At 55.1% G+C, this 23,569-nt stretch carries 21 protein-coding genes; 3 read left to right on the top strand and 18 right to left on the bottom strand.

The window, feature by feature from the left end:
- Window positions 1–2: 2 nt before the first annotated feature.
- The 3 genes from AC6I8A_RS08525 to AC6I8A_RS08515 all read right to left on the bottom strand — a co-directional run bounded on the left by AC6I8A_RS08525 (window position 3) and on the right by AC6I8A_RS08515 (window position 2,452).
- A complete protein-coding gene (locus AC6I8A_RS08525; protein ID WP_497818308.1) occupies window positions 3–614 on the bottom strand; it encodes a DUF2291 family protein in 612 nt (203 codons plus the stop codon).
- 42 nt (window positions 615–656) lie between these two features.
- The gene (locus AC6I8A_RS08520) at window positions 657–1,592 is read right to left on the bottom strand and encodes a D-ribose ABC transporter substrate-binding protein (protein ID WP_265296970.1); all 936 of its coding nucleotides are present in this window, start codon (window positions 1,590–1,592) and stop codon (window positions 657–659) included.
- A 62-nt stretch (window positions 1,593–1,654) separates the two neighbouring features.
- Entirely contained in the window at window positions 1,655–2,452 is a 798-nt protein-coding gene (locus AC6I8A_RS08515; RefSeq protein ID WP_312182870.1) for a GolD/DthD family dehydrogenase, read from the bottom strand.
- 376 nt (window positions 2,453–2,828) lie between these two features.
- Here AC6I8A_RS08515 and AC6I8A_RS08510 point away from each other — a divergent pair, with 376 nt between their 5' ends.
- On the top strand, window positions 2,829–3,647 hold the full coding sequence (locus AC6I8A_RS08510; RefSeq protein WP_497818307.1) for a DeoR/GlpR family DNA-binding transcription regulator: 819 nt from the start codon (window positions 2,829–2,831) through the stop codon (window positions 3,645–3,647).
- Between the two features lie 127 nt (window positions 3,648–3,774).
- On the opposite strand, the gene cheZ is transcribed toward AC6I8A_RS08510, so the two are convergent.
- The 15 genes from cheZ to otsB form a co-directional block, all read right to left on the bottom strand.
- The gene (gene cheZ, locus AC6I8A_RS08505; protein ID WP_008102872.1) at window positions 3,775–4,416 is read right to left on the bottom strand and encodes a protein phosphatase CheZ; all 642 of its coding nucleotides are present in this window, start codon (window positions 4,414–4,416) and stop codon (window positions 3,775–3,777) included.
- 9 nt (window positions 4,417–4,425) lie between these two features.
- Complete coding sequence (gene cheY, locus AC6I8A_RS08500; protein WP_008102871.1) at window positions 4,426–4,815, bottom strand: chemotaxis response regulator CheY; 390 nt, start codon at window positions 4,813–4,815, stop codon at window positions 4,426–4,428.
- A gap of 39 nt (window positions 4,816–4,854) precedes the next feature.
- A complete protein-coding gene (locus AC6I8A_RS08495; protein WP_008102868.1) occupies window positions 4,855–5,904 on the bottom strand; it encodes a protein-glutamate methylesterase/protein-glutamine glutaminase in 1,050 nt (349 codons plus the stop codon).
- The gene (cheR, locus tag AC6I8A_RS08490; protein ID WP_101764604.1) at window positions 5,901–6,776 is read right to left on the bottom strand and encodes a protein-glutamate O-methyltransferase CheR; all 876 of its coding nucleotides are present in this window, start codon (window positions 6,774–6,776) and stop codon (window positions 5,901–5,903) included. Before cheR ends, AC6I8A_RS08495 begins: the two co-directional genes overlap by 4 nt.
- Before the next feature lie 103 nt (window positions 6,777–6,879).
- The gene (locus tag AC6I8A_RS08485; protein ID WP_479486953.1) at window positions 6,880–8,556 is read right to left on the bottom strand and encodes a methyl-accepting chemotaxis protein; all 1,677 of its coding nucleotides are present in this window, start codon (window positions 8,554–8,556) and stop codon (window positions 6,880–6,882) included.
- A 220-nt stretch (window positions 8,557–8,776) separates the two neighbouring features.
- A complete protein-coding gene (locus AC6I8A_RS08480; RefSeq protein ID WP_256696289.1) occupies window positions 8,777–10,435 on the bottom strand; it encodes a methyl-accepting chemotaxis protein in 1,659 nt (552 codons plus the stop codon).
- Between the two features lie 318 nt (window positions 10,436–10,753).
- Window positions 10,754–12,433 (bottom strand): methyl-accepting chemotaxis protein, encoded by a 1,680-nt coding sequence (locus AC6I8A_RS08475; RefSeq protein ID WP_497818306.1) that lies wholly within the window; start codon window positions 12,431–12,433, stop codon window positions 10,754–10,756.
- Between the two features lie 169 nt (window positions 12,434–12,602).
- Window positions 12,603–13,100, bottom strand: a complete 498-nt coding sequence (cheW, locus tag AC6I8A_RS08470) for a chemotaxis protein CheW (RefSeq protein ID WP_008102858.1) — start codon at window positions 13,098–13,100, stop codon at window positions 12,603–12,605.
- A gap of 22 nt (window positions 13,101–13,122) precedes the next feature.
- On the bottom strand, window positions 13,123–15,093 hold the full coding sequence (gene cheA, locus AC6I8A_RS08465; RefSeq protein WP_497818938.1) for a chemotaxis protein CheA: 1,971 nt from the start codon (window positions 15,091–15,093) through the stop codon (window positions 13,123–13,125).
- 10 nt (window positions 15,094–15,103) lie between these two features.
- On the bottom strand, window positions 15,104–16,135 hold the full coding sequence (gene motB / locus AC6I8A_RS08460) for a flagellar motor protein MotB (protein ID WP_479486950.1): 1,032 nt from the start codon (window positions 16,133–16,135) through the stop codon (window positions 15,104–15,106).
- The gene (gene motA / locus AC6I8A_RS08455) at window positions 16,132–17,019 is read right to left on the bottom strand and encodes a flagellar motor stator protein MotA (RefSeq protein WP_007891047.1); all 888 of its coding nucleotides are present in this window, start codon (window positions 17,017–17,019) and stop codon (window positions 16,132–16,134) included. Before motA ends, motB begins: the two co-directional genes overlap by 4 nt.
- Before the next feature lie 132 nt (window positions 17,020–17,151).
- Entirely contained in the window at window positions 17,152–17,730 is a 579-nt protein-coding gene (gene flhC, locus AC6I8A_RS08450) for a flagellar transcriptional regulator FlhC (protein WP_008102852.1), read from the bottom strand.
- Window positions 17,730–18,080, bottom strand: a complete 351-nt coding sequence (gene flhD, locus AC6I8A_RS08445) for a flagellar transcriptional regulator FlhD (protein ID WP_008102850.1) — start codon at window positions 18,078–18,080, stop codon at window positions 17,730–17,732. Before flhD ends, flhC begins: the two co-directional genes overlap by 1 nt.
- A 1,069-nt stretch (window positions 18,081–19,149) precedes the next feature.
- Window positions 19,150–20,589, bottom strand: a complete 1,440-nt coding sequence (gene otsA, locus AC6I8A_RS08440; RefSeq protein WP_008102848.1) for an alpha,alpha-trehalose-phosphate synthase — start codon at window positions 20,587–20,589, stop codon at window positions 19,150–19,152.
- Window positions 20,586–21,374: a trehalose-phosphatase gene (gene otsB, locus AC6I8A_RS08435; protein WP_256696284.1), complete on the bottom strand. Its 789-nt coding sequence runs from the start codon at window positions 21,372–21,374 to the stop codon at window positions 20,586–20,588. The genes otsA and otsB overlap by 4 nt, the downstream gene beginning before the upstream one ends.
- 536 nt (window positions 21,375–21,910) lie before the next feature.
- On the opposite strand from otsB, the gene AC6I8A_RS08430 reads away from it, so the two are divergent.
- The gene (locus AC6I8A_RS08430; RefSeq protein WP_436332959.1) at window positions 21,911–22,204 is read left to right on the top strand and encodes a hypothetical protein; all 294 of its coding nucleotides are present in this window, start codon (window positions 21,911–21,913) and stop codon (window positions 22,202–22,204) included.
- Window positions 22,205–22,365: 161 nt separating this feature from the next.
- Window positions 22,366–23,517 (top strand): lactaldehyde reductase, encoded by a 1,152-nt coding sequence (fucO, locus tag AC6I8A_RS08425; RefSeq protein ID WP_497818305.1) that lies wholly within the window; start codon window positions 22,366–22,368, stop codon window positions 23,515–23,517.
- Window positions 23,518–23,569 lie beyond the last annotated feature (52 nt).

Below are 23,569 nucleotides of genomic sequence, written 5' to 3'. Positions count from 1 at the left end.
CCTTACTGACGTGAAATCGCCGCAGGTGTCACATTGGGCACCTGCTCCGGCGTATCGAAGCTGCTAAACACGCCAGCAAGCTGCACTTTGTCACCCACTTTGGGCTTGAAAGCACTCATCATGTTCGCCGCCTGCTGATTGATCGCGCGGCTGTAGTCGCCGAACAGCACCTGATCGTTAAAGTCCTGATAGCTGGCACCTTTGTAGGCATCGCGTAACATCGTACCGGGAAAAATTGGGCCGACCTGCACCGTGATGTTGTCACCGGACACATCCTTCACCGTCATCCGGCCATTGCGCGACGTGGTGTTGACGGCGGTGACTTCGCCGCTCACGTTGACACTGAAGACACACGGGTTCTCTTCCTGACTGCGATAGCCGTAGGTTTTGCAGGCGCTATCAAAATCTTTGGCGGACTTCAGCGCATTCAACAACTCAGCCACCGGCTTCGCATCATGTTGAATCTGCGGCACCAGCTTCTGTTGCCATGTTTGAGCAATATTGCCCATTTTGGCATTGGGAGGATTTTTCAGGTCGGCCAGCTCCTGCTGCGACACAATGCGGCAACCGCTAAGGATCACGACAGGAAGCAGTAACCAGAGTCGTCTGTGCATCACATTCTCCTGGGCGCCCGTTAGACGGGCGCACCGCATTGATTACGACTTGAAGTTAAAGTCCTGCACGCCTTTAGCGTTGTCTGGCGTGATGAGAATGCCGCGGAACATCACGCGCTGCTTCTCAGGCTTGGTGCCTTTCTGAATAAAGTTGTCGAGGTCGGTCACGCCCTGCGCGGCGATGGCTTGCGCCTGCAGCATCACCGTGGCTTTTAGGTCGCCTTTTTCCACCGCGTCACGTTCATCATTACTGCCGTCAATGCCAACCACGATGACATCGTTACGGCCCGCCGCTTTCAGAGCCGCAATCGCACCCAGCGCCACGGGGCCGTTACCGCAGATCACCCCTTTCACATCCGGATGCGCCTGCAGAATGCTGTCCATGATGCGTTTGCCGTCAATCAGCGTGCCTTTGGCATCCTGACGCGCCACGCTTTTCATGTCGGAATATTGGTCGAGCACCTGATGGAAGGATTTAGAACGCGTAACGCAGTTGTTGTCGGCGAGGTTACAGGTGAGTTCCGCGTAGCTGCCCTTCTCCCCCATCTTCTCAACAAACACGTTGGCCACGTCAGATCCGGCCTGGAAGTTGTTGTGGGTGATTTGCGCCAGCGCCACGTCGTCTACCGGGATTTCACGGTTGATCAGCACCACCGGAATGCCGGCATCTTTGGCTTTTTTGATGGCGGCCACGCTGGCGGTGGAGTCAGCGTTATCCAGCACAATGCCCTGCACCTTTTTGCCGATGGCGGCATCAATCAGTTCACTTTGTTTTTTCACATCTTCGCCATGCGACAGCACGCTGGTTTTATAGCCCAGCTGCTGCGCTTTGAGGTTGGCACCTTTGGCTTCGGAGGCGTAATACGGGTTATCCAGCGAGTTCACCAGAATCATGATGGTGCCTTTATCGGCAGCGAAACTGGCTTGGGAGATCAGGCAACTGGCAATGGCAGTTAACAGCAGGGTACGTTTTTTCATGGTGAGGTTCTCTCATTGTTATATTGGGTCACGCAGGTCAGCCGTTCTGGTGTTGGCGCGGCTTACCAGATGGTAAAGCCACCGTCGATCATTAAATCTGCGCCGGTGATCATGTCGCTGCCGTTGCTGGCGAAGAACAGCACCGCGGCGGCGATTTCGTCGGTATAGGCAAAGCGTCCGAGGGGGATCAGCTTTTTCATCTGCTCGCCCTTCTCGCCGCGCCAGGCTTTTTCACCCATCGGCGTCAGCACCACGGTGGGCGATAAGGTATTAACGTTTATGCGATAGGGAGCGAACTCTTTAGCCATCACTTTGGTCATGCCGAGCAGACCGGCTTTGGCCGAGGTATAGGCAACGTGATTATCGATAGCAATGGACGCGGCCTGCGAGGCGATGTTGATGATTTTGCCGCCGTTACCGGCGCGCACCATGCGTTTACCGGCTGCCTGCGAGCAGAGGAAAGGTCCGGTAAGATTGACGTCGATCTGCTTTTGCCACTCGGCAAAATCGGTTTCTAACACCGGTTGCAACATCACGTAGCCCGCGCAGTTCACCAGGATATCGATCTTGCCGTAATGCTGTTCGACATCATCAAATGCCGCTTCAACCGAGGCGGGATCGGTCACGTCGCAGCACACCAGCAGCACACGATCGGCAGCAAACTGATCCTGCACGCCCGCCACTTTGTCGCTTTCGAAGGGCGGATAGAGCAGCGCCAGCCGTGCGCCCTTCTCCAGCAGCATGGCGTTACTGGCCATCGCAATCCCGCCCAGCCCGCCGGTGACCACTGCCACTTTGCCGGTTAAATCCTGCTCAATGTTCACGCCGTAGCGCAGGTTAACGTCATATTCCCCACTCATCGTCTCTCTCCATAATGGTGTACGGCGGCTCTGCTTACGGCTGGCCGGGTTATCGTTTTAGTAAATATCATTTTCGAACAAAAATATAAGCTATCGTTTAATAACGGTTTGTGGAGGAGATCAAATTTCATACAAATCGCAGCAAGAAAAATTATCCCCATGATTTTATTATCTTTGCGTAAATGACTAAATTTATGACATGGAGAGCGCTGCTAGTGGCTTTCTGCGAAATCAATCGCATAGCAGATGATGATTTTCATTCGAAAACCAGTGATTTTGGAAGCTGCCTCGCAAATGCCCAAAACGCAGAGTAAAATCAGCTCGGGTTTCCTTATTGGCGAAACCAGACCGTGATTGGAAAGAGGGAGCATTTCGATTGAAAAGCAAAACTGAGCAGCTGGCTGATATGCAGCAGCGCCGTGAGAAGATTCTGGAGATGATCCGCGAAGACGGCACCGTCACGGTTAAAGCGTTGACCGATACCTTCGGCCTGACCGAAGCCACCATTCGCACCGACCTGCGCATGTTGCAGCAAGACGGTCACGTGCAGCGTTATCACGGCGGTGCCACCTTGATGACCGGCAAGCAGAATACCGGCGCGATGCTGCTGGAGCGTCAGACGCATCTTGAAGAAAAACAGGCGATTGGCCGACTTGCCGCGCAGCATGTAGAGAATGGCGACACGGTGATTTTCGATTCCGGTACCACCACCACGGCGATTGCCGAGGCGATTAGCCATATTCGTCGGTTATCGGTGATTACCACGGCGGTGAATATCGCGCTGAAGCTGGGCGGCGAGCCGGGCATTAATATTTTGCTGACCGGCGGGACGTTCAAGTTCCCGACGCTTTCGACTTCGGGCGAGAAAGCCGCTTCGTTTTTCGAAAACGTGCTGGCGGAAAAGTTGTTTCTTGCCACGGCCTGTATCTCGCCGCGTCTGGGTTTGAGCTTTCCCAGTGAGACCGATATCAAGGTGAAAATGGCGATGATCAACTCAGCCAACACCGTGTATGTGGTGGCGGATTCCAGCAAGATCGATAAGGTGTCGATGTTCGCGCTGCCGTGCGACTGGAGCCATATTCACTATCTGATTACCGACAGCGGCATTTCTCCGGCGCAGGTTGCGGCGTTTGAGGCGTTAGGCGTGGAAGTGTTGGTGGCGCAATTGGCGTTGGCGCAGAAGCGCGCGGTGTAGGTACGGTACGCGCTGTCCCTCACCCCGGCCCTCTCCCGCAAGCGGGCGAGAGAGACGCTGCCATATGCAGGCTCGATCGGTTCCCTCTCCCACGAGTGGGAGAGGGTTAGGGTGAGGGCAAACGTCTTTAAAACCCTAAGCTATCCAGCAGGTCATCAACCTGATCCTGGTTCGCCACCACGCCGGGTGCATTGGCGTGGATCTGCGGACCGTTCAGCAGGCTGTTGCCCTCTTTACGCGCCGCGGCGTTGGCTTCTGGCATATTTTCCAGCAGCACCATCAACAGCTGACGCTCGATCTCCTGGATCACATCCATCATGCGCTTGATCACCTGACCGGTCAGGTCCTGGAAATCCTGCGCCATCATGATTTCGAGCAACTGCTTATTGGTGTACGACGTGTGTCCCGGAACGTCAGTCAGGAACTGGCGCGTATCCGAAACCAACTCGCGCGCATCAGTCAGTTCAATCGGATTTTCAAACCACGCATCCCACCGGCCTTTCAGCTGGTTGGCGCCGGCTTCCATTTGGTCCTGGTGTGGCTGCGCTGCATCAACGCAGTTCAACGCACGTTCTGCCGCTTGCGCCGTCATTTGCACAACATAATCCAGACGATCGCGCGCGTCAGGAATGGCTTCCGCCGCTTCAGCAATCGCCTGGTCTAACCCCAGCTCACGCAGACTGTCACGCAACATGCGCGTCAGTGAGCCGATGCGGGTAATAATGTCGTGTGCCGAGGCTTCTTCGGTTGATTTCGGAAGGTCGCTCATCACATCTCCTTACATACCCAGTTTTTCGAATATTTTGCCTAACTTCTCTTCCAGCGTGGCCGCCGTGAACGGCTTCACCACGTAGCCGCTGGCGCCCGCCTGCGCGGCCGCGATGATGTTCTCTTTCTTCGCTTCCGCGGTCACCATCAGCACCGGCAGTTTGTTCAGCGTGGCGTCAGCACGAATGGTTTGCAGCAGCTCCAGACCGTCCATGTTCGGCATGTTCCAGTCGGAAACCACGAAATCAAAGCCACCGGCACGCAGTTTGGTCAGGGCATCGACGCCGTCTTCTGCTTCTTCGACGTTGTTGAATCCAAGCTCTTTCAGCAGGTTACGGACGATACGACGCATCGTATTGAAGTCATCCACCACCAAAAAGCGCATATTTTTATCAGCCATATCTACTCCCGTGTTGTCTCGTCCAGCAGGACGGGCTCGTTAAATTCGCAATGCCTGTCCGGCGCTAATTTTCGCCAGCATGTGCTGACTGATGTGGCCTAAATCGACCACTTCACTGGTGCCGCCCATCGCAATCGCTTCGCGCGGCATACCAAATACCACGCAGCTGGCTTCATCCTGCGCGATGGTCCAGGCGCCCGCGCGATGCATTTCCAGCATCCCGGCCGCGCCGTCGTTACCCATCCCGGTCAGAATTACACCCACCGCATTTCGTCCTGCGTGCACCGCCACCGAACGGAACAGCACATCTACCGATGGCTTGTGTCGGTTCACTGGCGGACCGTCATTCAGTTTCACCACATAGTTGGCACCGCTACGGCCCAGCTCCATGTGCATGGCGCCCGGCGCAATATAGGCGTGGCCCGGCAAAATACGCTCGCCGTCTTCCGCTTCTTTCACGGTGATCTGGCACAGCTTGTTCAGACGCTCGGCAAACGAGCGGGTAAAGCCCGGCGGCATATGCTGAGTAATCAGCAGCGCCGGGCTGGTCGCCGGCAGCGGCTGCAGCACATGGCGAATCGCCTCGGTGCCGCCGGTGGAAGAGCCGATGGCGATCAGCTTTTCACTGCTCAGCAGCGGGCCCGCTTTCAGCGTCACCGGCATCGGCGTGGAGGCACGCACATGTAGCTTGGCGCGTGCGGCGGCGCGGATCTTATCGGCAATCATCTGGCTGTATGCCAGCATGCCTTCGCGAATACCGAGCTGCGGCTTGGTGACGAAATCCACCGCACCCAACTCGAGCGCGCGCAGCGTTACTTCTGAACCTTTACCGGTCAGCGAGGAGACCATCACCACCGGCATCGGGCGCAGGCGCATCAGCTTTTCGAGGAAATCGAGGCCATCCATGCGCGGCATCTCCACATCCAGCGTCAACACCTGCGGGTTGTACTGTTTGATTAAATCCCGCGCCACCAGCGGATCTGGCGCACTCGCGACCATCTCCATATCGGGATGGCTGTTGATGATCTCGGTCATCAACTGTCGCATTAGCGCAGAGTCATCCACGCACATCACGGTGATTTTGCTCATCGTCTTTCCTTGCTCAGTCCATAGACTGTCTGTCCACGCAGCCAGAACTCTTTGCTGATCTGACTAAAGTTCTCGGAATGCCCGGCAAACAGCAGACCGCCGGGTTTCAGCAGGGGCACGAAACGGCGCAGAATCTGTTCCTGCGTCTCTTTATCGAAATAGATCATCACGTTGCGACAGAAAATTGCGTCGAACGGACCCGGCAACGCCCAGTCGTGTGCCAGTAAATTCAGTTGCGTATAGTTCACCATGTTGGCGAGGTCGGAACGCACGCGCACCATGCCTTCGTGCGGACCGGTGCCGCGCAGGAAAAAGCGCTGCAGCTGTGACTGCGATAGCGTGCGTAGCTCTTCCTGGCGATACACGCCCGCCACGGCTTTCTCTAATACTTGCGTGTCGATATCGCTGGCATGGACCTGGAATTTACCCGGACCGGTGCCCAGCGTTTCCGCCAGCGTCATGGCGATGGAGTACGGCTCTTCGCCGGTTGAGGCGGCGGTGCTCCAGACGCTGTAATTACCCGTGCGCTTACGCGCATGATCCGCGAGGATCGGGAAGTGATGCGCCTCGCGGAAGAAAGAGGTCAGGTTGGTGGTCAGCGCGTTAATAAACGCCTGCCACTCCGCACTGTTTTGGTCCTGCTCCAGCAGGGCCAGATAGCGGCCAAAGTCATCAATATTCAGCATGCGCAGACGACGCACTAAACGGTTGTAAACCATCTCGCGTTTGTGGTCGGCCAGCACAATGCCCGCGCGCTGATAGATCAGCTGGCTAATGCGACGAAAATGCGTATCTGAGAGCGGTAAGCGCTGCACCATTTGCGAGAGCAGCGTGGTCGCTTCACTTTGATCCAATAACGTCGATTTCTTCATTTCAGGTCACCCGGCAACAAACTGTTTAAATTGTGATACTGCGGTTGCTACTGTGCTGCCAGTCGCGCCATTCTTATGGGCCGCCTTGCGGCGGCCACAAGGATTAAAAGGTTTCCCAGTTATCGTCAGTGCTACGTGCGCCTGCCGGTGCCAGTGCTTTTGGCGTGCCGGAACGCAAATTTTTTGCCGCTGTAGATACGTTAACGGCCTGAACGACAAATTCTTTACCGATATTGAACACCGCAACCGACTGTTTCAGTCTGCTGGCCTGATCTTCCAGCGCCGCTGCCGCAGTTGCCGACTCTTCGACCAGCGCTGCGTTCTGCTGCGTCACGCGATCCATCTCGTTCACCGCCAGACCGACCTGATCGATACCACGGCTCTGCTCGTCCGACGCCGAGGCGATTTCGCCCATGATGTCGGTGACGCGCGTAACCGCATTCACGATGTTGGTCATGGTTTCCCCGGCGCTCTCCACCAGCACAGAACCGGTGTTGACGCGGCTAACCGAATCTTCGATCAATCCTTTAATCTCTTTCGCCGCTTGTGCGCTGCGCTGTGCCAGACTGCGCACCTCGCCCGCTACCACAGCAAATCCACGTCCTTGCTCACCGGCGCGCGCCGCTTCTACCGCGGCGTTCAGTGCGAGGATATTGGTCTGGAAGGCGATGCCATCGATCACGCTGATGATGTCAGCGATTTTCTTCGAACTGCCAGTAATCTCTTTCATGGTAGTGACCACGCCATCCACCACTTTGCCGCCCTGCTGCGCGGTTTCCGAGGCGGTGAGCGCCAGCTGCGAAGCCTGACGGGCGTTTTCGGCGTTCTGCTTCACAGTGGCGGTCAACTGCTCCATGCTGGCAGCGGTCTCTTCCAGCGAAGCCGCTTGCTGCTCGGTACGCGAGGAGAGATCGTTGTTGCCCATGGCGATTTCGCTGGCACCGGTGTAGATGGCATCGGAACCGTCACGCACGGTACGCACCGTCCGCGCCAACTCTTGCTGCATCTCTTGCACCGAGGTGAGCAACTCGCCCATCTCGTTGCGCACCGTGATGTCGACCTGCTGCGTCAAATCGCCACGCGCAATGTGACGAATGTGCTCGATGCTCTGCTTCAGCGGACGGATCAGCACCGCACGCATGCCGCTCCACACCAGCGCAATCACCAGCAAGGTCACCAGCAGCGTGCCGACCACCAGCATGATGGATTGGGTATACGCCGCGTCATTAGCTTCAATGCCCTGATTGGCGAGCACAATGTTGTAGCTCAGCCACGCGTTATAATCTTTGGCAAATTTGTCCTGGAATCCCTGCGTCGGCTGATCAACAAATCCTTTGAAATTTCCGCTACCGAGGAAATCGATCAACTCACCCAATGCACCCCGATAGGCGTTGTAGTTGGCCTGCAGCGTCAGCACGTTCTCGGCCTTTTTGCCCTTTTCAGACAGGTTGGCGTTAAATTCGGCAAAACCCTGATCGGCGTTCTTCAACTCCTCACTCGCCAGCGCCACCAGATCTTTCACGGTTGCGCCTGAGCCAGCCTGCTGACTGTCCAGCAGGTAACGGATCCCCGCACGGTTCAGCGTGTTACGCGCCTGAACCAGCGATACCCATGAGGTGCCCATCGCCCGCTGCAGCGTGCTAAGACGCTGGTTATAGGCAAAATTATCTTTATCGGCTTTGACCGTGGAGTAGAACACTCCACCGGAGAACAGCTGCAGTAAGGCAAACAGCGCCAGCACGCACAGTAGGCCGGATACAACACGAATACGACTAAACATAAACACCTCATTGGTTGGCGGAACGCCTCTGTTATCGGCGCTTAAAGAGGGATCTTTATGTGTGTTCGCAGGGGTTGGACCAGCTTGGCTAGTGCTAGCTGTCCCTCACCCCGGCCCTCTCCCGCAGGCGGGAGAGGGAGACGCAGCCATATGCAGGCTCGGACAGTTCCCTCTCCCACTTGTGGGAGAGGGTTAGGGTGAGGGACAAACGACTCAAAACTTAAAACGTCTCCCAATTACCGTCACTCACCGGCGCGGCAGCCGCTTTACGCGGTGTACTGATGGTGTGTCGGACAGGCGCTGTTTTAACTGCCTGGGCGGCGCGCGCAATGCGGAACACCGAAACCGCCTGGCTCAGGCGGCTCGCCTGCTCTTCCAGTGACGCAGCAGCGGCGGCGGACTCTTCCACCAGCGAGGCATTCTGCTGGGTGACGCGGTCCATCTCGGTTACCGCTTGTCCTACCTGATCGATACCCCGGCTCTGCTCATCCGATGCCGAGGCGATTTCGCCCATAATATCGGTGACGCGCGTGACGGCGCCGACGATATCATTCATGGTCTCTCCGGCAGTGCCAACCAGCTGCGAACCGTTGTTGACGCGGTTCACCGAGTCTTCGATCAAGCCTTTGATCTCTTTCGCCGCCTGCGCACTGCGCTGCGCCAGGTTGCGCACTTCACCAGCCACTACAGCAAAACCACGGCCCTGTTCACCGGCGCGTGCTGCTTCTACCGCCGCGTTCAGCGCCAGGATATTGGTCTGGAAGGCGATGCCATCGATCACGCTGATAATGTCGGCGATCTTCTTCGAACTGCCGGCGATATCCTGCATGGTACGCACCACGCCATCGACCACCTCGCCACCTTTGCGTGCGGTATCGGACGCGCTGAGTGCCAGCTGCGATGCCTGACGCGCATTTTCGGCATTCTGTTTCACCGTCGCGGTGAGCTGCTCCATGCTGGCCGCAGTCTGCTCCAGTGAGGCGGCCTGCTCTTCGGTACGCGCCGAAAGATCGTTATTCCCGGCGGCGATTTCGCTGGCGCCGGTGAAAATCGCATCGGAACCGTCACGCACATTGCCAACGGTGCTAACCAGCGACTGCTGCATCTCGTGCAGACTGCCGGCCAGCTGGCTCATTTCATTGCGCCCTTCCACCACGATATGTTGCGTGAGATCGCCCGCGGCGATATGACGAATATGCGCCAGCAGCTGATGCAGCGGCTGAATCAGCACGCTACGCAGGCCGAACCAGCAGCCGACGATCACCGCAATCACCACCAGCGCTACGGACGCCAGCAACCACATCATGGTCTGGAAGGCGCGCTGGTTTTGCGCCACGCCTTCTGCCGCTAATTTGCTTTGCTCAGTGCGCCACTCTTCGTAAGTGGCTTTCATCGCCACCTGTTTTGCTTCGATGTTCTGCGCAAACATGCCTTGCAGATCGTTGGCTTTCAGGCGTTCCAGCATCGCTTTCAAACCGTCGTTAAAGGCGGCGTAGTTTGCTTCCAGCTTATCGCGCAGCGCGTCCGGCAAGCCCGGCGTGGCCGGTAAGTCGTAGTAGCGTTGATAGTGGCCGGCAGCGACATTGAGCTGCTTTTCCGTTTGCGCAATTAACGCCGCCAGTTGGCCGCCATTGGCCTGCGCGGCCATGGTGCCCTGCATACGCAACATGGCGCGGTTGAGCACGGTGCGGGTTTGGTTCAGTTCAATCCAGGCGTCTGACATCGCGCCAACGTTGTTGGAAGAGATCTGCGCTACCGCAAACGCCTCTTTATCTTTTTGTAAGGCGGACCAGAACAGGCCACCCGACAGTAATTGTAAAGCGCCAAACACCAGCAATACGGCGATGAGGCTGGTCACAACATTGATTCGTTTTAACATGGGTTCTCCAGGGATGCGTTTCAGCTTCCCCAGTTATCGACCGGTAATCTGAATATTTCAGGGTGCTTAAGCTACTTTACGAATTAAAATTCTACGTTTGAGCATGATTGCAGTGTTTTATAACTAAAGAAATTAACAGTAAAAAAAAGCGCCTTTTATCGGGTGAGCGATGAGGGCGCATTGGGTATTGTGCGGGTTGTCCCTCACCCCGGCCCTCTCCCGCAGGCGGGAGAGGGAGACGCTGCCACATGCTGGCTCGGACAGTTCCCTCTCCCACGTTTGGGAGAGGGTTAGGGTGAGGGACCAACCCCTCCAAACTTAAAACGTCTCCCAGTTACTCTCCCCCGCCGCGGCGGTCAGCGCTTTACGCGGTGTGCCGAGCGTGGGTGGTGCGATCTGCGGATGACGCACGCCGCTTCTGGCCTGCGGCTGCGCGTGTGCCGCGCGCGGTACGCGGAACACCGCCACCGACTGGCTCAGGCGACTGGCCTGCTCTTCCAGCGAGGCCGCCGCCGCCGCAGACTCTTCCACCAGCGAGGCGTTCTGCTGCGTCACGCGATCCATTTCCGTCACCGCCTGGCCAACCTGATCGATACCACGGCTCTGCTCATCCGATGCCGAGGCAATTTCGCCCATGATGTCGGTGACGCGCGTTACCGCATTAACGATATCGCTCATGGTCTCACCGGCGGTGCCCACCAGTTCAGATCCGCTGTTCACGCGGCTGACGGAGTCTTCAATCAACCCTTTAATCTCTTTCGCCGCCTGCGCGCTGCGCTGCGCCAGGTTACGCACTTCACCCGCGACCACCGCAAAGCCACGGCCTTGCTCACCGGCGCGCGCCGCTTCTACCGCCGCGTTCAACGCCAGAATATTGGTCTGGAAGGCAATGCCATCGATAACGCTGGTGATGTCGGCGATCTTCTTCGAACTGCCGGCGATGTCGCTCATGGTGCGCACCACGCCTTGCACCACATCACCGCCCTTCTGCGCGGTTTCAGAGGCGCTCAGCGCCAGCTGCGACGCCTGACGCGCGTTTTCGGCGTTCTGCTTCACGGTGGCGGTTAGCTGTTCCATGCTGGCGGCGGTCTGCTCCAGTGAAGCCGCCTGCTCTTCGGTACGTGCCGAGAGGTCGTTGTTGCCCGCAGAAATTTCGCTCGCCCCGGTAAAGATGGCATCCGAACCGTCACGCACATCACTCACCGTGCGCACCAGCGACTGTTGCATCTCATGCAGGCTTTCCGCCAGCTGGCTCATTTCGTTACGCCCTTCGACCGCGATGCTCTGCGTCAAATCGCCCTGCGCAATGTGCTGAATATGCTGAATGTTGTCATTAAGCGGCTTGATGAGGATTTTGCGCATGCCGAACCAGCACAGCACAATCACCGCCACCACAATCGCCAGCACCGCGCCTAACAGCCAAATCATGTGATCGTAGGCAGAGCTGTTCGCTTCGGCGCCCGCAGCGGTCAGGCGATCCTGATCGGCACGCCACTGGCGATACTCTTTCAGGAAGGTGTTTTGGCTCGGCGCAACCGGCGCTTTGGCTGCCTGATCGAGATCTTTTGCTACCAGCGCATCCTGCAACTGGCCCAGCGCACTGGCATAGGCGGTATAGGTTTCATCCACACGTTTATTCAGCGCGGCATCCTGTCCCGGCGTGTCCGGCGTGGCTTTAAATAGCTGATAGTTATCGGCGGCCTCTTTCTGGAAGGCTTTGCTGTCGTCATATAAACCAGCGATATCCGCTTCGCTGCCGGTGAGTTTGCTGGTTGCGATACGCAGCTGAATGCGGGTTAACACCACACGGCTCTGATTGAGGCTCATGTAGGCATCGTTGATGGCGGCAGTGTTTTTGCTCGCCAGTTGTGAAACGTTAAAACTGTTTTTGTCATCGCTTAACGCTTTGAAAAACAGTGAGCCGGATGCCAGCTGTAAAAAGCCAAACACCAACAACACCAGCAATAAGCTGGTGACCACGCGGATTCTCGTAAACATAGTTTGCCCTGGAAAATGAAGAAAAAATGGTACAGATCGGTTATCGACCAAAGGCGGAGAATATTGAGGGATATTGCAGAGGTTTTTCGCGGCTTTGTTATTGATTTGTAAGGAATTAATTCACGCTCGTGATGATAACGGGCCGCAGCAGCGCGGCCCGTTGCGGGGATTATGCGGTACGCAGGTTATCCACCAGCGCCATCTCTTCGCTGCTCAGCAGCTTTTCGATGTCGACCAGAATCAGCATACGTTCACCCAACGCACCCAGACCGGTCAGGTACTCGGTAGACATGGTGACGGCGAACTCTGGTGAAGGGCGAATCTGCTCTTGCGTCAGCGACAGCACGTCAGAAACACCATCGACCACGATGCCCACCACGCGATGCTCAAGATTCAGCACGATCACTACGGTGTTCTCGTTGTACACCACATCCGGCTGCGAGAATTTCACGCGCAGGTCGATGATCGGCACGATCACGCCGCGCAGGTTGGTCACGCCTTTAATGAATTCCGGCGTGTTTGCGATGCGGGTTACCTGATCGTAACCACGAATCTCCTGCACTTTCAGAATGTCGATGCCGTACTCTTCGTCACCCAGTGTGAAAACTAAGAATTCCTGGCCCACGGTTTCGCCAGCGATTTTGGTCACGGTTGCCATGTCAGTCATTTTTTTACCCTTTCGTTATCTATTACGCTGCGGCACCGGCCACACGCTTTTCACGGTTCAACGATTGCAGTGCTGAGACATCCACAATCAGCGCCACGCTGCCATCGCCCAAAATGGTGGCGGCAGAGATGCCCGGCACTTTGCGATAGTTGCTTTCAAGGTTTTTCACTACCACCTGATGCTGACCAATCAGCTGATCAACCAGCAGCGCATAGCGACGGCCTGCGCTTTGCAGAATCACCACAATGCCTTGCGTGGCGTCGGTTTTGGCGTTCTGCACCTCAAACACATTCCACAGCTCTACCAGCGGCAGATATTCGCCACGCACTTCCAGCACGCGCTCGCCACCGGCCAGCGGTTTCAGCTCTTCGGCGGTTGGCTGCAGCGATTCCATCACCGCGTTGAGCGGCAGAATGAACACTTCGTTAGCCACGCGCACTGACATGCCGTCAAGGATCGCCAGCGTCAGCGGCAGCAGGATGCGAATGGTGGTGCCTTTGCCCTGCTTCGAGGAGATTTCAACGTGACCGCCCATCTCCTGAATATTACGTTTCACCACGTCCATGCCCACGCCACGGCCCGACACGTCGGTGACCTGCTCAGCGGTGGAGAAGCCCGGCGCGAAAATCAGCATGCCGACTTCTTCGTCGCTCATGCTGTCGCTGACCGGCAGACCAGACGACAACGCTTTGGCCAGAATACGTTCGCGGTTCAGACCGGCACCGTCATCGATCACTTCGATGCAGATGTTGCCGCCCTGATGTTCCGCAGAGAGCGTCAGGTTGCCGACGGCAGTTTTATTCGCGGCCAGACGTTTTTCCGGGGTTTCGATGCCGTGATCGAGGCTGTTACGCACCAGATGCGTTAACGGATCGATGATGCGTTCAATCAGGCTCTTATCCAGTTCGGTCGAGCTGCCGAGCAGCGTCAGTTCCACTTCTTTGCCCAGCTTGCTGGCCAGATCGCGCACCAGGCGCGGGAAGCGGCTGAAGACATACTCCATCGGCATCATACGAATCGACATCACCGATTCCTGCAGATCGCGGGCATTACGCTCCAGCTGACCCATGCTGTTCAGCAGGTCGCCGTGCGCCACCGGATCCAGCGCGCCTGAGCGTTGCGCCAGCATCGATTGGGTGATCACCAGCTCGCCAACCAGGTTAATCAGCTGATCCACTTTCTCCACGGCCACGCGGATACTGCTGGATTCGCTGCCTTTGGCCGGTGCGGCGGCACGCTTAGGTTCACGTTTCACCGCTGGCGTAATATCGGTCACGGTGGCGGTTTGCACCGCTTCGGCAGCCACTTCCGCTACCGGCGCTTCAGTAACGGCCGCTGCGCCTGTCGGGAAGTGGATCTGTGCTTCATCCAGCACAAAACAGAGCACCGCGACGATGTCATCTTTGCCGACGCCATCAATGGTAACTTCCAGCGAATTGGCGCCTTTCACCACGTTGCTGACGGTACCCAGATTGCCGAGCTCTTCCAGCATCAGCTCCGGCTCTTTCTCTTTCAGGTCAACCAGTTGCAGGCGCATACCTGCGGCGGCTGCCGGTGCAGCAATTTCAACCACTTCGGCGACTTTGGGCGCTTCAGGCGCAATGCCTTTCGCTTCCAGTGCCAGCTGACGCAGCGCTTCGCAGATGTATTTAAAGCTTTCTGCATTCGGCTCCTGCGCCGTTTTATAGGCATCGAGCTGTTCTTGCATAATATCTTTGGTTTCCAAAAACAGGTTGATGATATCGGTGCTGAGCTGCATCTCGCCGCGGCGCGCACCATCCAGAATGTTTTCCAGGATGTGGGTGGTTTCCTGTAAAACCGTAAAGCCAAACGTACCGGCTCCGCCCTTGATGGAGTGGGCGGCGCGGAAGATGGCATTCAACTGCTCGGAATCGGGCTCCTGGGGATCAAGTCCCAACAGGTGTTGCTCCATATCCGCTAACAGCTCATCGGCTTCATCGAAAAACGTCTGGTAAAAATCGCTGATGTCCATGCTCACGGGATCACCTCGGCTGTGAGGGTTGGTCTGGTGTCACCGCGCTCGCCGTGGGCGTCGCCGCTGCCGCAGGGGCCGTTGCAGCAACCGGCACAGCCGGTGTCGCAGTAGAACCTGTTGGGGCAGTCGACGCAGCCGGTACAGCGGGTGCGGTAATGTCGGGAATAATTTGCGCCGGGTCGCTCACCTGAACGGCATCGCTCTCGGCATTCTCTTTTTCAATCGCCGCTTCGGTGTCGTGATTCAACACCAGCAGGCTAATGCGGCGGTTGACTGCATCATTAGCACCACGGTTTTTCAGCTTCATGGTGTCGGCCATACCGACCACACGCAGCATTTTGGCGCCGTCGAGGCCACCAATCACCAGCTCGCGCCGTGAGGCATTGGCACGATCCGCCGACAGTTCCCAGTTGCTGTAGCCACGGTCGCCGTTGGCATACTGGAAATCATCGGTGTGACCCGCGAGGCTGATTTTGTTCGGGATATCATTCAGTACCGGCGCGATGGTGCGCAGGATGTCGCGCATGTAAGGCTCCACGTCCGCGCTGCCGGTTTTAAACATCGGGCGGTTCTGGCTATCGATAATCTGAATGCGCAATCCCTCTTCCACCATGTTGATAATCAGGTGCGGACGCAGCGCTTTCAGACGCGGATCGGCTTCAATCAGCTGGTCGAGCTTTTCCCGCAGGCGATTCAGGCGGATCTCCTCCAGCTTCTTCTTCTGCGCATCCATATCGACAATCTTCTTCACTTCACCCTTCTGCTGCGTCGGATCGTCGCCGCCGCCGGGGATCGGACTTTCGCTGTCGCTGCTGCGCTGACCGCCGGTCAACGCCACTTTCAACGGCGTTTTAAAGTATTCCGCAATCTGGACCAACTCTTTGGGGCTGGAGATGGAGAGCAACCACATCACCATAAAGAACGCCATCATCGCCGTCATAAAGTCGGCATAGGCAATCTTCCACGAACCGTGGCTCCCATGGTGACCTTTATGTTTGCGCTTTTTAACCAGCACAATGGGGCGATTGCCTGCTTTCATGAATTCTCATCCGAAGTTTGTTTCGCCGGGTTCTTGGCGTTACGCACGTGCTCTTCCAACTCTGAGAACGAGGGACGCTCGGCGGAGTACAGCGTTTTACGACCAAATTCCACGGCGATTTGCGGCGCGTAACCATTGAGGCTGGAGAGCAACGTCACCTTCACGCACTGCATCATCTTGGTGGTTTCGGCACATTTCTGACGCAGCACCGACGCCAGCGGAGAAATAAAGCCGTAAGCCAGCAAAATGCCGAGGAAGGTACCGACCATCGCGTGGGCCACTAACGCACCCAGTTCGGCCGCCGGACGGTCGGCTGATGCCAGTGCGTGCACCACGCCCATTACCGCCGCGACAATACCGAAAGCCGGTAAGCCATCACCCACCGCCGATATACTTTGCGCGGGTACTTCGCACTCGTGTTCGTAGGTCTCGATCTCTTCATCCATCAACGCTTCGATTTCGAAGGCGTTCATATTTCCGCTGACCATTAAACGCAAATAATCGGTAATAAAATCGACTAACTGTTTATCGGACAAAATACGCGGATAGTTAGCGAAAATTTCACTCTGGCTGGGATCTTCAATGTCGCGTTCTAATGACAACATGCCTTGCTGACGCGATTTCGCCATCAGGCGATACAGCAGCGCCATTAAATCCATGTACACGGCTTTGTTATATTTCGAGCCGCGCATTAACAATGGCAGCGCTTTTAATGTTTTCTTAATCGATTTGCCATTATTGCCGACTAAAAAAGCACCAATACCGGCACCGCCGATAATGATCAGCTCCGCCGGTTGATAGAGCGCGCCTAAATGTCCGCCGACCATCGCGTAGCCGCCCAACACGGAGCCGACGACCACGATATAACCCAGAATTATCAGCACAAAAAATCCTTACGTCCGTAACGTGTTGATGGAAGTTAAGCCAGAGAGCCGCAGGTGTTATTCGTTTATCGCAGGCAAAAAAAAAGCAGCGGTATTAACCGCTGCTGGATGTTTTCCACGATGCGAACAAACTTAAACGGCGCGTTTAACCTGTTCATCCAGCAGTTGTGGAAAGGTATCGGCAGAATCTGCAGAAAGTTTACGTCTTTTTACGGCACGTGATGGCGGCTGGCACAGGCTGCAGACAAAGCTGCCGACGGGCTGGTGCGCGTGGTTAATAAAGCTTCCACCACAGCACTTACAGTCAGACAGTTCCAGCATGCCGCTTTCAACGAATCGCACCAGGGTCCATGCACGCGTTAGCGCCAACAGCGGGCCCTCGTCCGATTGCGGACACTGCTCAAGATACAAGCGATAAGCTTTGATTACCGCTTCAACGCCGCTGTTCAACCCAGTTTTCAGCAGGAACTGCCAGGCGTTACAGAACATAGAAGAGTGGATGTTTTGTTCCCAGGTCATGAACCAATCAGTAGAGAATGGCAGCATGCCTTTCGGTGGTGGAGCACCACGCAGTTCTTTATACAGTTTAATCAGGCGACCACGGCTCAGCTGCGTTTCACTCTCCAGCATTTGCAGTCGTGCGCCCAACGTAATCAGCTCCATTGCCAGCTGAATATCGCGCGCTTCCTGAACAATACTTTTTTCGGTCATTAAACGGCCCTCTTCTTCGCGGAGACGTCATCTTTAGACGCATTCCGCAGCAGGCGGCTGGATAATAAAATACCGGTGTGGATTTGCTGCAAGTCATCCACGCGTGACTCTTGAGTCAGACGATTAATATGGTTGTGATCGGTAAAACGGAACTGGCAAACCAGTTGATTGGTTTCCGCTAATTTTACCATTTCAGGTAAGGTTAATTGCGACAATGCATCAGCCATCGATTCATCGATGCCTAAACGAAACATTGCTGAAGCTTTTTCCTGGTTAATTAAACGCTGAGCAAGAAGCAAATATGACAAATTGATGTCATATATATGTTTTAGTAATTCTGATGTACCCATTTTTTCCATCCTGATAGACGCGACACATATACGGCCACAGAATTAAATTGTTCTATGGTTCGGGCTGCTGGTTGGTAAATCTAAAGATGGCAAAAAATAATCAGGCTTGAGCCAACGCGTACCTAACTGTTTCACTTCCCGTCAGGACACTGATCAGTAGTAATCAAAACTCCAGGCCATTCTTTGCTTGAGTAGTAACCATCTTCCGTGACGTCTGCTTACAGTTTTTTAAGACTAATCTGAAAACAAGGCAAATCTATATCGTCTGATTTCGACATACAACGTGAGTGGCGCGAAATTTTAGATAAAGTGTGATCTGCGTCACACTTTTAAGGCAAATTTTTTCGCCAACCCTTCAGCATCGCTTTTCTGTTGTCTGTTTTTTGCGCGATTTCTGATTATTTCTTTAATAATTTGCTGAAGTAAGGCGGATTTTAGGCTCTGCGGAAGATTGTCATTACAACGCGATCAGATATCTGCCTCGTTGCAATTAGGGTGCTATAACGCGCCATATAAAGAATTATATGCAGCATAATACTCTGAATTATCGCGAAACTATTCGCTTCTAAATTAATCACTTACAGGGAATATTGCCCCTGTGGCGTAAAGCGAGACGCTAGCGAAGCGTGAAGACTGGGCGTAGAGCGCCTGGGAACCGTCAATGAATTGTAGGGAGTGTTTAGCGTGCGGCAGGGGATGTAACAGAGCGTTACATTAGAGAAATGAATGAATCGGCATTTTTTCGGTTTGCTACGCGTTTACTATCGGCGTACCACCTGAGATCTTTAGGGTTGAGACGAAAAAAAGCTTTTTTTACCTTTCGATTGCGTTCTTTTTAACCAACATGTGCGCTTTTTGCTGATGAGTCAGCGCATTAGCGCTTAAAGAAATGAAATCGATTTCGTGAAGTTAGAATGGCGCGTGAAAACGCTGTGCAGTGAAGCAGAAATGAAGTTGTGATCGGTGGCGTAATGGCGGGTCGTTTTTTGGCGAGGAGGTTGTCATTGATGGCTGGGAGTTCTTGGAAACAAGGTCGCCATTAATGGCGACCCTACATGTTGGGTGCGTGTTACGCTAATTTCGGAAAGGTAGCGACTTTATTTGCCGTGCCGTGATCGTCACTGCGTACCGGCAACGTATTTAAATCTTTCAGGAAGCTTTCGCGCCAGTGCGAAATATCCTGTTTGCGCAACACCGCCATCATGTCGTTATAACGCGAAATACGTTCGGTACGCGGCATGGTCAACGCGCGGTCCAGCGCTGCTGCCACCTCATCACGATCGTACGGATTGACGATTAGCGCCGAGGTCAGCTCATTGGCCGCACCAGCAAAGCGTGACAATACCAACACGCCAGGGTTATCCGGGTCCTGCGCCGCCACATACTCTTTCGCCACCAGATTCATGCCGTCACGCAGCGGTGTAATCAAGCCGACGTTGGTGAGACGGAAGATCTTCATTAACAGGCGGCGATCAAAGTGCTGATTGAGGTAATAGAGCGGCGTCCAGCCTAACGTGCCGTATTTACCGTTGATGCGCCCTGCTTCCGTTTCCAGCTGATGACGGATGTCCTGATAAGCCTGCACGTCGCCGCGCGAGGTGGGCGCAATTTGCGAGTAGCGAACATTGCCGCGATGCTGTGGGAAGTTCGCCAGCAAGGCTTCAAAGGCGAGGAAACGCTCCGGCAATCCTTTAGAGTAATCCAGACGCTCGCAGGCGATGATGTTCTGCAGATCGCCCAAATCACGTTTCATCGCCGCCATTTTCGGTGGCAACGGCCCTTCCGCCATCTCTTTAATGGTGTCCGGCTCAATACCAATCGGATAGACCTCGGTCATAAAGGTGTTACCGAAGGCGCGATGCTTCTTCTCTCCTTTATTCTGCAGCTGCGTTAGCTGGCTCAGGCTATCAAGGAAGGCAACGCGGTCGGATTCTGTCTGGAAACCCAGCAGGTCGTAGTCGCACAGCATTTCCAGCAGTTCCTGATGCGGCGGCAACGCGTTGAAGATCTCAGGCGTTGGGAACGGGATATGCAGAAAGAATCCAATGCGGTTATTAATGCCCTGTTTGCGCAGCTCGGCAGCAAACGGCAACAGATGGTAATCGTGGATCCACAGAATATCGTCAGGTTTCAGCAGCGGTTTAAGGCGCTGTGCCAGCAAGGTGTTGACGCGGCAATAGCCATCCCAGGCTTCGCGCTGATACTGCACCAGATCGAGACGATAGTGGAAAGCCGGCCAAATCACGGTATTGGAGAACTGGAGATAATATTGATCGTAATCGTTTTGATTCAGCGGCAGTGAGGCATAGGTAATGCCGTCTTTTTCGATCTGCGAAAGTTCTTCATCTTCCTCTTCACCCGAGAATTCGCTGATCTCTCCGTTCCAGCCAAACCATAATCCTCCGGTATCTCGCAGAGCATCCAAAATACCGACAGCAAGCCCGCCTGCGCTGGCCTTGCTACCATCGGGAATCGCGATACGGTTAGATACGACGACTAAACGACTCATAACCTAAACTCCTTACCCACATTGTCATGTTCTAGTTGTAATAATAGTTGTTCAAGCCAGTGCCATACGGCCTCAACGCTGTCGAGGCGATAGCGTGCATGGCTGGCCCCTTCACCGACTTTGACAGAAATGCCCTGCATGGCGTTGACCGCGAGGAATCCTTTTTCGTCTGTCAGGTCGTCTCCCACAAATACCGGAATGCGTCCGGCAAAGGGCGCTTCCTGCATAAATTCACGCACGGCGGCACCTTTATCGATGCCTTGCGGCTTCAGTTCCACCACGCATTTGCCTGGCTGCAGCGTCAGCTCGGGAAAGCGTGCGGCCGCGTCTTCGGCCAGCTGCATGATGGCGTTTTCATACTGCGGCGCATTGCGATAGTGCAGCGCAAACGCCATGCCTTTCACTTCTAATAGCGTATTCGGCCATTGATCCAGCGTCTGCTGCAGTTCGGTTTGCAGCGTTTGCGCCACATCGCCCGGCAAGCTGTGGCGATGTACACGTCCCGCCGCATCGCGGCGTTCTGCACCGTGCACGCCAGCGGCTGGCGTTTCGAGCGGCGCCACTAAGGCATCAAGTTGCGCAATTGGACGTCCGGAAACCAACGCGACTGCGCCGTGGCTGAGATTGGAAATTTGTTGCAGGAGCTGGCGTACCGAGGCGGGAATGGAGACCGACTCGGGCTGCGACTGAATCGCTGCCAGCGTGCCGTCGACATCAAAAAAGAAGGCATAAAGTCCGCCACTTAACGACGGCAAGGTGCTGTTCTGATTAACCGCGGGGGTCACGACTCTTCTCCTGTCTTGTGGAATTTACCATCACAGGATGTTCGGAGACTGGCTGGGCGATCGAGGCGGTTACAACCGCAGAAGTGTGCGCGAGGAGGTTTTGCAGATAACACGGAATTTCGATAGATAACTCTCCACAAACAAACATCATTTGAACTCACTCGCCAGGCTGACTGCGAACATCGTCAGATTTAAGTGTAGACGCAGATCACGATATTGCCAGATTCATGCGGCTTCGCTATAGGTTAAGTGGCAGTTTTAGGGGTTATGCCGCAAAAGAATCGCCTCACGGGTTTTTCAACCGCTTCGCTTATTTCTGGCAGTATTACGCCCTTCTCCCGCCTCAATTCCCGGATTATGCCGACTTGCATCCGTCGCGCGGATTATCATATGGTGCGTTTACCGTGCGGCTACAGCGCGGAAATAGAGCCCTGAACCGCATAGATCACGGCTTTTAGATTCATTCAGGCAGGAATCCAGATGATGGAAAACCGATCGACATCACATTTTTCATATGTCATGGCGGGGGAACGACGATGATCCCGCAGAGCTATAGCCAACGCGTTCATTTCTATTACTGCATTCTGGTCGCCCTGAAAATCAACGCCAAAAACAAGAAGTCTGGCGGTATACGCGGCAAGAATAACTTCCTGCTGAAATGGCTGCGTAATGCGCAGAACAACACCATTTTCCCGCCGGATATCACCAGCGAGATTGAGTGGCTGCGCGCCAAGATCATCAGCTCCGGGCCCGACACCGATCTGGAACCGATGCTGCAATATGTCTACGACACCGCGAAGCGTGCCGAGACCTTGCGTTTAGGCTCGTAATTTCTGTCGGGTATTTCATTAAGTGGAAACCGCGTTTTTATTGAGGTAACGCAATATCTCCCTCTTAATTACCCCGTAAATCTGGATACGGTTAAATCTTCTTATCTTGATGAATTTAATCGAAAAAAATTAAATCTGGCATCTACGTGAAGGTAATTAATATGATTAACAGAATGATCCTCAATGAGACCGCTTATTTCGGTGCGGGCGCGATTAATTCGATTGTCGATGAGATTCACAAGCGCGGTTTTACTAAAGCGTTGGTGGTTACCGACAAAGATTTGATCAAGTTTGCTGTCGCCACCCGCATTACCGATCTGCTGACGCAGCACGACCTCAGTTTTGAAATATATGATGACGTGATTCCTAATCCCACCGTTGATGTGGTGCATGCGGGCGTCGATGCTTTTCGCCGTTCGGGTGCCGATTATCTGATCGCGGTGGGCGGCGGCTCGCCGCAGGATACCTGCAAAGCCATCGGCATGATGATTGCCAACCCCGAGTTCAGCGATGTGCGCATGCTGGAAGGCGGTGCCGCCACGCGTAATCCTTCTGTGCCGATCATTGCGGTGCCGACTACCTCAGGCACCGCAGCGGAAGTCACCATCAATTACGTCATCACCGATGAAGAGAAGAAGCGCAAGTTCGTCTGCTACGACCCGCACGATATTCCGGCGATTGCCATCATCGATCCCGACATGATGGCCAGCATGCCCGCCAGCCTGAAAGCGGCCACCGGTGTCGATGCGCTGACGCACGCCATTGAAGGCTACATCACGCGCGGTGCGTGGGAGCTCACCGATATGTTCCATCTCAAGGCGATTGAAATTATTGGCCGCTCGCTGCGTGACTCGGTCAAAGGCGTGCCTGCGGGCGTTGCCGATATGGCGCTGGGTCAGTACATCGCCGGGATGGGCTTCTCGAATGTCGGACTCGGTCTGGTGCACGGTATGGCGCACCCGCTGGGCGCGTTTTACGGCACGCCGCACGGCATCGCCAATGCGGTACTGCTGCCGCACATCATGGCGTTCAATGCCGAACATACCGGCGAGAAATACCGCGCTATCGCGCATGCACTCGGCATGGAAGGTGCCTATGCCTGTTCATTAGCCGACGCACGTGCGCTGGCGATTGATGCGGTGATCACCCTGAACCACGATATCGGTATTCCGCTCAGACTGCGTGATATCGGCATGCAGGAGCAGGATGTGGATGCGCTCGCCGCCGCCGCCTTCGCTGATGTGTGTACGCCGGGCAATCCGCGTGAGTGCAGCGTCGAGATGATTAGATCACTTTATCGTGAACTGTTCTGATTAATGTCAATCAGGCAATGCTGAATGAACAGCATTGCCATTTATTAGCCGC

It is taken from the genome of Pantoea sp. X-Soil-ISGK-275 (assembly GCF_059730795.1).
Note: the sequence above shows the minus strand (reverse complement) of the source record. Positions and strands in the feature narration are given on the sequence as shown.